Annotated in this window: 7 protein-coding genes and 1 tRNA gene; 6 read left to right on the top strand and 2 right to left on the bottom strand. The window is 58.9% G+C overall.

The annotated features are described in order from the left end of the window. Positions 1–230 (bottom strand): sigma-70 factor domain-containing protein (locus tag NW838_RS16040; RefSeq protein ID WP_414428385.1); only part of this gene is annotated, 230 nt, incomplete at its 3' end. A gap of 928 nt (positions 231–1158) precedes the next feature. On the opposite strand from NW838_RS16040, the gene NW838_RS16035 reads away from it, so the two are divergent. From NW838_RS16035 to NW838_RS16010, 6 genes are all read left to right on the top strand, one after another. Continuing rightward, positions 1159–1533, top strand: a complete 375-nt coding sequence (locus tag NW838_RS16035) for a DUF1257 domain-containing protein (protein ID WP_414357757.1) — start codon at positions 1159–1161, stop codon at positions 1531–1533. Positions 1534–1555: 22 nt separating this feature from the next. After that, the gene (locus NW838_RS16030) at positions 1556–2671 is read left to right on the top strand and encodes a pentapeptide repeat-containing protein (RefSeq protein ID WP_414428384.1); all 1116 of its coding nucleotides are present in this window, start codon (positions 1556–1558) and stop codon (positions 2669–2671) included. Between the two features lie 111 nt (positions 2672–2782). After that, on the top strand, positions 2783–5158 hold the full coding sequence (locus NW838_RS16025; RefSeq protein WP_414357755.1) for a phosphoketolase: 2376 nt from the start codon (positions 2783–2785) through the stop codon (positions 5156–5158). A gap of 148 nt (positions 5159–5306) precedes the next feature. Further along, on the top strand, positions 5307–6329 hold the full coding sequence (gene mraY, locus NW838_RS16020; protein WP_414428389.1) for a phospho-N-acetylmuramoyl-pentapeptide-transferase: 1023 nt from the start codon (positions 5307–5309) through the stop codon (positions 6327–6329). A 190-nt stretch (positions 6330–6519) separates the two neighbouring features. Next, positions 6520–7674: an ABC transporter substrate-binding protein gene (locus NW838_RS16015; RefSeq protein WP_414357754.1), complete on the top strand. Its 1155-nt coding sequence runs from the start codon at positions 6520–6522 to the stop codon at positions 7672–7674. Between the two features lie 243 nt (positions 7675–7917). Beyond that, positions 7918–10509, top strand: coding sequence for a DUF3536 domain-containing protein (locus NW838_RS16010; RefSeq protein ID WP_414428383.1), 2592 nt, complete (start codon positions 7918–7920; stop codon positions 10507–10509). A gap of 42 nt (positions 10510–10551) precedes the next feature. On the opposite strand, the gene NW838_RS16005 is transcribed toward NW838_RS16010, so the two are convergent. Next, positions 10552–10625, bottom strand: a tRNA-Pro gene (locus NW838_RS16005). Positions 10626–10635: the final 10 nt, after the last annotated feature.

Raw genomic sequence — 10635 nt, 5'->3', positions numbered from 1 at the left:
TTGGCTGCTTCCCCCTGCCGCAGGATCTGCTGCAGCTCTGCCAAGGGGATCCCCAACCGCCGGCTCCAATCTTCCACCGACTCGTGGGGCTGCCGCTGTTCTAGGAGCGCCACCATCCGCTGCACCTGGTGAGCCAAACGGAGTTCTTCTTCAGCGGTGAGCAACGAGTAGCGCCCAATCGTCTTCAAGAAACGCCCCACCGCATCTTGCAAGTCAAGACTTTCCGACATATCAAACCCCACACCATAAATTCATGTCCTGTCAGAATCGCCACTTCTCCTGTTGTTGCATCAAGCCGTCTTCCTGTGTGTGAAGCTGACCTTTCTGCAAACAGCACCTTATTCATACCAGCACAAAAGCCCTTTCGTAAAGGCTTTAACTCTAAAAACTTGAGCCAGAATCGAGTGCTTGACTCACTAAATTTATTGAGTCTGGCTCACTAGACTCTATTAGGAGCGTCTAGCTGCCCATTTTGTTGATTAAAAACTCTACTAAAAGGGTGCCCGACAAATAAACCATTTCATAAGCCCGGATTTAAGGCTTAGGAAAGTTACGAAAGATTGTTCTAAACAATCAACAAATTTTTGATGCCAAATCAGATTGCTCATAAGCTAAGAAAGCAAATTTTTTCACTCATTTTGTTAGAACTAGAAATGGATATTTCTGTTTGCAGAACTATCGGAAGGGCTTGCTCGGCAGGGAATAGAAAGGTTCATCAGCAGGTTTTTGGAATGCCTTGAGGTGAATTTGGCACGTCATCGCCGACAACCTCAGCCGGAAACAGATGAGGACGGATCCCTGTGGGACGGGTTTTTGCTTCTGCCTCTAAACCTAGTGGAAGTTATCGCCAATACTCGACTTTGGACACTAGATGCAGATCTAAGATTTCTGTATCACCGAACACGCTAGGCGCGGATGCCTCAGCCTTGGTGCTCCGTACCGCTATCGCGAATGCCGCAGCGCGCGCCTACATAAGAAGGCAGGTCAGGCCAGCCCAGCGACCCTCCAGGCCCAGGTGTGTTGCACTCCTGCGGGAGAAAGGGGGAGCTGCGTTCCGCTCGCTCGACCCACCGCAGGATGGTTTACATTTCTTCCACCACCCCAAGGGCGCTTTATAGTGAGGATCCGGTCTCCATCGGTCAAAGGATTGGAAGGGCCATGTCTCACTTCACCACCCTGCAAGTGCAAATCAAAGACGCCGATCTCCTGGAAGAGACCCTGAAGGAATTGGGCTACGCCGTGCAGCGGGATACCAGCCTGCGGGGCTATCTCTGGAACCGCACCCGTGCCGACTTGGTGATCCGTCAGAAAAATGGCTTCGACATCGGGTTTCGCCGCAACGGGGATCACTACGAGCTGGTGGCCGATCTGTGGGGGGCGGGCATCGATCCCAAGACCTTTCTGGAGCCGATCTTGCAGCGCTATGCCCACAAAAGTTTGCTGCGCTCAGCCCGTGAGCAGGGCTATGCCATCGAGGCCGAAGAAGTGCTGGAGGATGGCACCATCCGCGTGGTGGTGGGGCGTTGGGTATAGCTAGGCCCATCGGCATCCGCCCATGGTAGGTAAGCCTCAGCCGGCTGTCAGGACTGACCAGGGATCCCGGCCCCAACCTTGGGATCTGGTGTTGGGGGGGCAAATGGCAACCGGGAGCGCCCCTGCCCACGCCTTGGTGTTGGGAGGTATCGAGGGGGCGCGGAGACGACTCACCCACAGCGATGAAGCCGTGCGCTTGGCCACCCTGCCCCAGTTGCTGCAGTACGGGTCGGCGGGCCTGGCCGAACTCATTGAAGCCCTCGCCGGCAATAGCTCTTGGGCAGTCCGCTTGGCAGCTTGGCGGCTGTTGTCTCAGCTTGGCCAGCCGGAGGCAGAACGGGCCTGTCGCACCTACAGCCCTTTTCGCCCGGTGGGGGGAGCGCAAGGGGTGATCGTGGCCTATCGGCGTGGGGAGCGGGATTTTGCCTATGCAGACCTGGAGGGAGCCGACCTTGAAGAAGCACGGCTGGGGGGGATCAACCTGTGGGAGGCCAACCTGAGGCGGGCCAACTTGCGCTTTTGCAACTTCAACGGCGCCCGGCTGCGGCAAACGGATTTGCGCCAAGCGGATTTGCAAGGGGCCAAGCTGAGCGGAGCCGACTTACAGGGAGCCGACCTGCGGGGATCCGACCTCAGAGGGGCCAAGGTCAGCGGCACCAGCCTGCGGGGATCCCAGCTTTCGGAAGAGACCCACCTGGAAGAACGGGTGCGCCACATTTGGCAGTTGCAAAACTGGGGGGGACAGGGGCAAGATTTCTCCGGCCAAGACCTGAGCAAAGCCGATCTGCGAGAACTGGTGCTCTGTCAGATCCGGCTGAGGGGAGCGGATCTGAACCGGGCCGATCTGCGCGGATCCAACCTGGAGGGAGCGGACTTGGGGGGAGCCAACCTACAGCGGGCGGACTTGCGGGGGGCCAACTTGCAAAATGCCGACCTGGAAGGGGCCAATCTCAGCGGCGCCGAGCTGCGTCAGGCCCAGTTTCAGGGGGCTAACCTGCGGCGGGCCGATGTCAGCGGGGCCAACCTAACCCAAGCCAACCTGGAAGGAGCTCAGATCGAAGGGTTAAAGCACAGCGGATCCCGGATTGCCGGCCTGATCTTTCCCGACGGCACCCCGATCAAGCCCTGGTGGTGGTAACAGGTGCCTACCGCTCACCCAATGAGCCAAATCCAAAGGAATCCCAAGATCCCCCGGCAATTGGGCAAACCCGGATCACCATAGGAGTAGAGATACCTATGGGGTACAGCTATGGTTCTGGCAGAACAGCTCTCGACAAAACCGCTCACCGCCGACGAGCTTCGCAAAATGGATGCCTACTGGCGGGCCGCCAACTATCTGTCGGTCGGGCAAATCTATTTGATGGACAACCCGCTGCTGCGAGAACCCCTAAAACTGGAACATGTGAAGCCACGCCTGCTGGGGCACTGGGGCACCACACCCGGGTTGAACTTCATCTACGTGCATCTCAACCGCATCATCAAACGGGAAAACCTCAATATCCTCTACATCACCGGCCCCGGCCACGGTGGCCCTGCTCTGGTGGCCAACACCTACTTGGAAGGCACCTACAGCGAGGTGTATCCCAACATCGGCCAAGACGCCGAAGGCATGCGCAAGCTGTTCAAGCAATTCTCCTTCCCCGGCGGCGTGCCCAGCCACGTGGCTCCGGAAACCCCTGGCTCCATCCACGAGGGGGGAGAACTGGGCTATGCCCTGGCCCACGCCTTTGGGGCTGCCTTTGATAACCCCGATCTGCTGGTGGCCTGTGTGGTGGGGGATGGAGAAGCGGAAACCGGCCCCTTGGCCGCTTCCTGGCATTCCAACAAGTTCCTCAACCCCATCCACGACGGAGCAGTGCTGCCGATTCTGCACCTGAACGGCTACAAGATCGCCAATCCCACCGTTTTGGCCCGCCTCAGCCGTGACGAGCTGCAAAATCTGTTTGTGGGCTACGGCTACAAACCCTACTTCGTAGAAGGCTGCGAGCCGGCAGAGATGCACCAGTTGATGGCCGCCACTTTGGACACGGTGATCCACGAGATCCAAGAAATCCAGCAGCATGCCCGCAGCAAAGGGGATCCCACTCGTCCCCAGTGGCCGATGATCATCCTGCGCACCCCCAAAGGCTGGACCGGCCCCAAAGAGGTGGACGGCAAAAAGGTGGAAGATTTCTGGCGCTCCCACCAAGTGCCCCTGGCGGATCTGGCCAAAAAACCGGAGCACCTCAAGGCTCTGGAGGACTGGATGCGCAGCTACAAGCCGGAAGAACTCTTCGATGAAAATGGCCGTCTGCTGCCGGAGCTGCAAGAGCTGGCCCCCAAAGGGGAAAAACGCATGGGGGCTTTGCCCCACGCCAACGGCGGCCTGCTGACGCGGGAGCTGAAAATGCCGGATTTCCGTCGCTACGCCGTGCCTGTCCCCCGCCCCGGCACCACCGAAGCCGAAGCCACCCGAGTTCTGGGGCAATTTCTGCGGGATGTGATGAAGCTCAACCCCCACAACTTCCGCCTCTTTGGCCCCGATGAAACCGCTTCCAACCGCTTGGATGCTGTGTTTGAGGCCAGCGACCGCACCTGGGTAGCTCCCATCTACGATTGCGACGAGCACCTCTCCCCAGATGGACGGGTGATGGAGATCCTCAGCGAGCACGTCTGTCAGGGCTGGCTAGAAGGCTACCTGTTGACCGGGCGACACGGGTTCTTTTCCTGTTACGAAGCCTTCATCCACCTGGTGGACTCGATGTTCAACCAACACGCCAAATGGTTGAAAACCACCCGGCACATTCCTTGGCGGCGGCCCATTCCTTCCCTCAACTACCTGCTGACTTCCCATGTGTGGCGGCAGGATCACAACGGCTTCAGCCACCAGGATCCCGGCTTTTTGGATCACGTGGTCAACAAAAAGGCCGAAATCATCCGCGTCTACCTGCCCCCGGATACCAATACTTTGCTCTCGGTGGCCGACCACTGTCTGCGCAGTCGCCACTACGTGAACGTGATCGTGGCAGGCAAACAGCCGGCCCTGCAGTACCTGGATATGGATGCGGCCATCAAGCACTGCACCCAGGGCTTGGGCATCTGGGAATGGGCCAGCAACGATCAGGGTTCAGAGCCGGATGTGGTGATGGCCTGCTGCGGCGATGTGCCGACGATGGAAACCCTGGCGGCGGTGGACTTCCTACGGCAGCACCTGCCGGACATCAAGATCCGGGTGGTGAATGTGGTGAACTTGATGAAGCTGCAGCCGCCCAGCGAACACCCCCACGGCATCAGCGATGTGGATTACGCCAGCATCTTCACGCCGGACAAGCCCATCGTGTTTGCCTTCCACGGCTATCCCTGGCTGATTCACCGCCTCACCTACCGTCGCCCCAACCACCACAACTTGCACGTGCGCGGCTACAAGGAGGAGGGCACCACCACCACCCCCTTCGACATGTGTGTCCTCAACGAGGTGGATCGCTTCAGCTTGGCCGATGATGTGTTGGATCGGGTGGAGCGCTTCAAGTACGAGCGGGCCCACATCAAGCAGATCATCCAAGACAAGCTGGTGGAGCACAAACACTACATCCGCGAGCATGGAGAAGATCTGCCGGAGGTGCGCAACTGGAAGTGGCCCTATTGAAGGGATCCCCACTCAACTAACTTTCGCCTCTGAGCTCTGGCAGGATAGAGTTTTTGAGGGTTTGGAGGTTGAGGGTGTGAGGGGTTCAGAAAGGGTGGATGCGGATACACTTCCTGATCTGGAGCTGGAAGAAACAGAGTGGGGCGGGATGGCGCTCTCGCTGGGGCTGGGTTTAGCCCTCTCGGCCCTTGTGATTGGGATCCGCCCCCAGGTGTTTGTTCCTTTTGGATTGAGCGTGTTGGGTTCGGCCCTGCTGGGATCCCTGCTCATCCCCGGATTGCGGCGCTGGAAGGCAGGGCAGGTGATCCGTCAGGAGGGGCCCCAATCCCACCAGAAAAAAGCAGGCACACCCACCATGGGCGGGATCAGCTTTTTGCCCGTGGGGCTACTGGTGGCCGGGATCTGGATCGGCTGGGATCCCCATTGGCTGGCTGTCGCGCTGCTCGCGCTGGCCTACGGTTTTGTCGGCTGGCTGGACGATTGGCTGGTGATCCGACAGCAATCCAACAAGGGGTTGTCTCCCCAACACAAGCTGTTGCTCCAGGTGGGAGTTGCCCTTGGGTTTTGTGTCTACCTGGCCTGGCAGGGGATCCCGACCAGTCTGACCTTGCCGGGGATAGGCACCCTCTCTCTGGGCTGGCTGTTCTGGCCCTTGGCCCTGTTTGTGTTGGTGGGCACCAATAATGCCGTAAACCTCACCGATGGTATGGACGGCTTGGCGGCAGGGGTGGTGGCCATCCTGCTGATTGGGCTGGGGCTCCTTCACAGGGATCCAGAGCTATCGGTGTTGGCTTTCACCCTGAGCGGTGCCTGCTTGGGGTTCCTGGTTCACAACCACCACCGGGCGCGGCTGTTCATGGGCGATACCGGATCCCTGGGGTTGGGGGGCGCTCTGGCCGGGTTGGCGCTGCTGGGGGATCAGCTCTGGGCCTTGGCCCTGATGGGGGGAGTGCTGGTGGCAGAGGCGCTGTCGGTGATGCTGCAGGTGGGCTACTTCCAATACACCAAACGCAAAACCGGCACAGGCAGACGGCTGTTGCGCATGTCGCCCTTGCACCACCATCTGGAGCTGGGGGGCTGGTCGGAGGTGCAGGTGGTGGGATCCTTCTACGGGGTAACGGCGCTGCTAGTGGGGCTGGGCTGGGCCTGGTGGCACTGGGCGGGAATTTGAGTTGGCGAGCTGGGGATGCACGGTGATTCCAATGGGGGCCTGACCTCGAAGGGGTCATTCCAAAGCCGACGGAAAGTTGGCCCCGCAGATTTGATCTCCCTCCAGGCATTGTGAGCGTGGTGAACATTCTGCCCAGAGGCAGATCCTCTACAGTCTTGGCACACCGTTCTTAAGAAGCAAGGGTTGCACTATGGATCTAGGCCGCCGTACTGTTCACGCCCTATCTCACCTGCCCCGCCTCTTCAAGCGTAAGCGCGGGATCCCTTTGATGTCGTTGGTATTGGGCATGGCGCTGGCACTGACGACCCTGCTGGGGATGGGATCCCAGGCCCAGAGCCGGTTGGTGGATGTGAAACTTCAACTGAAATGGTTTCCGCAAGCCCAGTTTGCCGGATACCTGATCGCCAAGGAAAAAGGATTTTACGAAGCCGAAGGTCTGAACGTCGAGCTGCTGCCGATTGGAGATCAATCCCCCATCCAGACAGTGGTCGTGGGCGGAGCCGACTTTGGCAACACTTGGATCACCGACCTGCTGACTGCCCGGGCTCAGGGGCTGCCCGTGGTTCACATCGCCCAGATCTTTCAGAAGTCGGGCTACGCGATGGTGTCTCTCAAATCCAGCGGGATCAAAAACCCTGCCGATTTCAAAGGTAAAAAGGTGGGCATTTGGCCTTCTGGCAACGAATATCCGGCCCTGGCTCTGATGAAAGCCTTCAACTTGACCACCAGCCTGGATACAGGGGTGACCAACCCCGATGTGGAGCTGATCACCTATGGCTTCGATCCGGCCCTGGTTTTTCCCGATAAGGTGGATGTAGCCTCGGCCATGCTCTACAACGAGCTGAATCAGATCGTGGGTTTGGGCTACCCCCTGAGCGAACTCAACGTCATGCACCTGCCAGACTACGGCATCAACCTCTTGGAAGACCTGCTGTTCACCACCGAGCGCGTTTTAAACGAAAGCAACTTTAAGGGATCCGGCCAATCGGGCAAAGCCATCGCGGCCAAATTGGTGAAAGCCTCGATCAAGGGTTGGGATTACGCTGTGGCCAACCCAGAAGAAACGGTGCAGGTGGTTCTCACCTTCTGCGGCGCAACCTGCAAAGGATCCGGCTCGGAAGCGGATCCCCTCAAGCACCAAACCTGGCAAATGGCTGAAATTGCCAAGCTGTATCAGGCGGGCCCCACCCTGGAAGGCAATGCTGGGTTGCTGGTGCCTTCGGTGTATCGGGCCAACGTGGAAACCTTGAAATCTTTGGGCATTCTCAGCGCCGATCCGCCTGCTGCGGTGGTGGATTATTCGGTGTGGGAAATGGCCACCGGCAAATCGGCCCCCACCGGCTAAGTCCGGGGATCCAACTGGGCAGAGACTGAGACCCGTTCAGGAAGGGATCCCGGCTGGATCCCTTCTGTTGTGAGGAAAACGCAAAGATTACTGACCGATGTTTGTTCCCTGTCAAATTTCCAACTGAATCCTTTACATTCACCGTTGCAGATCGGGGATCGCTGTAACGTATGGATATGAACTTAAGTTAACATTGCCTTCCCCTGTAACCCAGTTGGAGGCCTCTAAAAGGAGTGTAATCTCATGATGCCGAGTGGCTCCAAAAATTCCGATAGGCCAGCGGCACAGTCAGGGCACAGCGATTTGGTCTCCGACCCGCCGATGCAAGCGGCTCCTTCTCCGGCAGGTGCTGCTGAGCTTTCCTCTGCGCGGCCGTACGTGGTGTTGCACGGCCATTTTTATCAGCCGCCTCGGGAGGATCCCTGCCTCAACCGCATTCAGCGACAGCCGAGCGCCAGCCCCTTTCACGACTGGAACGAGCGCATTTGGGCGGAATGTTACCGCCCCAACGCCTTTGCCCGCGTTCTGGACGACCAAGGACGGGTGGTGCGCATTGTCAACAACTATGAATTCTTGAGCTTTAACTTCGGCCCTACTCTCCTCTCTTGGCTAGAGGAGCATGACATTGAAGTTTACCAACGCATTTTGGCCGGCGACCGTCTCAGCGCTGAGCGGCTGGAGGGTCATGGCAATGCCATCGCCCAAGTCTACAACCACGTCATCCTGCCCCTGGCCAACGAGCGAGACAAGTACACCCAGATCCGCTGGGGAATTGCCGATTTTCAACACCGCTTTGGGCGCCATCCCCAGGGGATGTGGCTGGCCGAAACCGCCATTGATGCAGCAACGGTCACGGCCTTGGTCGAATGTGGGATCCGCTTCGTCATTTTGGCCCCCAGCCAAGCGCAGCGCATTCGCCCCTTGGGACAAACCGAGTGGATCGACGTTAGCCAAGGCCAGATCGATCCCCGCCGGCCCTACCGCTGCTTTACCCCCGACCGGGAGGGGTACTTGGATATTTTCTTTTTCGATGGCCCCATTTCCCGTGACTTGGGCTTTGGGGATATCGTTTACAGTACTTATTCGCTGGCGGAGCGGATCCGTTCCGCTCTGCGCCCGGACAAAGAGGGGGAAGCCTATCTGATCAACTGTGCCACCGATGGCGAGACTTTTGGCCACCACAAGCGGGGTGTAGAACGCACACTGGCCTATGCCTTTTGCGAGGAATTTCCCCGCCGGGGCTGGCAGGTGGGCAACTACAGCCATTTTCTCAGCCAACATCCCCCCACTTGGGAGGTGCAACTGAAACCGGTCACCGCCTGGAGCTGCGCCCACGGGGTAGGACGGTGGTCGCGAGACTGTGGCTGCGGAGCGGTGGGAGGGTGGCACCAACGCTGGCGGCAACCGCTGCGGGAGGCCCTCAACTGGCTGCGGGATCAGCTGGCCGAGATCTACGAGACGGAGGCCAGAGCCTACCTGCGGGATCCCTGGCTGGCGCGGGATCGTTACATCGAGGTGATTTTGGATCGGGAGCGCTGTGATGCCTTTTTGCAGGAGCACCAAAGCCACCGCCTCACCGCCGAAGATCGGGTGCAAGTGCTGCGCCTGTTGGAGATGCAGCGCTACAGCCAGTTGATGTTCACCAGTTGTGGCTGGTTTTTCGAGGAGCTATCCCGTCCTGAAGGGGTGCAGATCCTGCGTTACGCGGCACGGGCTATCCAGTTGGCAGCAGCAGTGGCGGATGTCAACCTAGAAGAGGAGTTTTTGCAGCGCCTGAGCAAGGCCCCCAGCAACCTCGACCTCTACAGAGACGGCAAGGGGGTCTATTGCGCCTTGGTGCGCCCCAGCTTGATCAGCCCGCAACGGCTGGTGGCTCAGCACGCCATGTTTTCCCTGTTTAACGGGATCCCCCGTTCCCAAGGATATGTGCTGGATCAAGTGGATCAAGAGCGCCTGACGATAGGAGGATCGACGCTGGCCATCGGGCGGGTGAAGCTCTCCTTTCCCACCACCCGCGAAGAGCACGACCTGATCTACGCCATGCTCCATCTCGGCGGCTGGGACTTTCAATGTGGCGTCAAGCCGTTTGCCGGGCGGCGCATCTACGAGCAGATAAAAGCGCGGCTGCTGGCCGGATCCCACAGTCGGATACAGATGATCCTGACCCTGCAAGACCTATTTGGGCCGGAAACCTTCGACTTAAACGCCCTCGACGACGAAGATCGGCAGCAGATGATGCGCTGGCTCACTCAAGATACCCTAGACCGCCTGGCCCAGCTCTACCGCCAAACCTACCTGGACAATTACGGGGTCTTGATGGCCTTTCGGGCCGACGGCCTGCCGATCCCGGAAGAGTTGTTGGCTGCCGCTCAGATCACCCTCAACCAACGCCTGTTGACCAGTTTGCGGGCGATGGAAATGGAAGAGGGCAAGCGGGATCACCTGCTGGAATTGCGGGCAATTGTGCGCGAGGCCGAGCAGTTGGGGTGTCAGTTGCGGCGGGAAGAGGCAGCCCGGGTTCTGGATCGGCTCCTACAGCGGGGGATGTGGCACCTTGCCCACGCTTTTGAGCCGGAGACCTTCGGCGAACAGCTCTACAACCTGGAAGAATGGCTGCAATTGGCTGCAGACCTGCGCCTGCCCATCAACTTGGATCGCCTGCAAGAGCTCTATCTGACAGCGCTGGAGCGTCAAATTGGCCCGCGTTGCCCAGCTTGGCCCCAAGAAGACTGCCGAGACATTTCTGCCGAAAACCTGCACCGCCTCTTACAGGTTGGGCAGCGAATTCGGGTCAACGTCAATGCCTGGCTGCGTCACCTACACCCCCAAAATTAAACCCCCAAGATTAAGTTGAGAGCTCAGTGAACTTTAAAGCCATCGGGATGACAGGATTCGAACCTGCGACCCCTTCGTCCCGAACGAAGTGCGCTACCAAGCTGCGCTACATCCCGACTGACAGGC

It is taken from the genome of Synechococcus sp. R55.2, assembly GCF_047462075.1.
Taxonomy (GTDB): Bacteria; Cyanobacteriota; Cyanobacteriia; order Thermostichales; family Thermostichaceae; genus Thermostichus.
Note: the sequence above shows the minus strand (reverse complement) of the source record. Positions and strands in the feature narration are given on the sequence as shown.